The following is a 984-nucleotide window of genomic DNA, read 5'->3' as shown; positions in this document are numbered from 1 at the left end:
CACCCCTTCATAATGCGCAAAGTCGAAACGCAAACGCTCACTATCTACCAATGACCCTTTCTGGACCACGTGTTCACCTAAAACCTTGCGCAAAGCAGCATGCAAAAGGTGTGTTGCAGAATGGTTCAAAGCAGTTGCTTCTCGCTCTGACTGGGCAACTTCACACTCTACAGAATCGTCTTTAGCAAAATTGCCGTTAGCTACAACACCAAGATGAACAAATTGATTGCCTTGCTTTTGAGTATCTTTTACTTCGAAAACCGAATCACCTGAGCGAATTACACCCGTATCTCCGGCCTGACCACCAGACTCAGCATAAAAAGGCGTTACATCAAGTACGATAGCCCCAGCTTGTCCTTGCGCTAAAGAAGCTTCCTGACCATCAACAAGCGTGGCGACGATATTACTTTGGCCTTCTAGGGACTCATAGCCAACAAAACTCGTTTCGCCTTCGATAGAGAAGGTATCATATAATCAACGTCGAACTTGCTAGCGGATCGAGCTCTTTCGCGTTGCGCTTCCATGGCCACATCAAATCCATGGTAATCAAGCGTCAATCCGCGCTCTCTCGCAATATCGTTAGTTAAGTCAACGGGAAAACCGTAAGTATCATAAAGCGTAAATACTGTTTTTCCGGAAATAACCTTGCCTTCAAGCTGATCAATATCAGCTTCTAAAAGCCGCATACCTTTATCCAGTGTCTTAGCGAACTGCTGCTCTTCTTGAAGCAAAATTTTCTCGATTTGAACCTGCCCCGTCCTTAACTCTGGGTAGGCGTCTCCCATTATATGAACAAGACTAGAAACTAACTTGTAGAAAAATACCCCTTCCGCGCCAAGTTTATTACCGTGGCGAATAGCGCGGCGAATAATACGACGCAATGTATATCCACGACTTTCATTAGACGGCATCACGCCGTCCGCAATCAAAAACGCGGCTGAGCGAATATGATCAGCAATAACACGCAAAGATTTTTCTTCAGTG

General features: G+C 45.3%; 2 protein-coding genes. Both read right to left on the bottom strand.

Translation table 11 applies throughout. The features are described from left to right. Nucleotides 1-402, bottom strand: a 402-nt coding sequence (locus A3738_RS32520) for an alanine--tRNA ligase-related protein (RefSeq protein ID WP_369819765.1), incomplete at its 3' end; no start/stop codon positions are given. Between the two features lie 14 nt (nt 403-416). Continuing rightward, nucleotides 417-984: alanine--tRNA ligase-related protein (locus A3738_RS32515; protein ID WP_369819764.1), on the bottom strand; the 568-nt coding region annotated here is incomplete at its 5' end.

Source organism: Oleiphilus sp. HI0066 (assembly GCF_001635725.1).
This window is presented reverse-complemented; position numbering and strand designations above follow the sequence as displayed.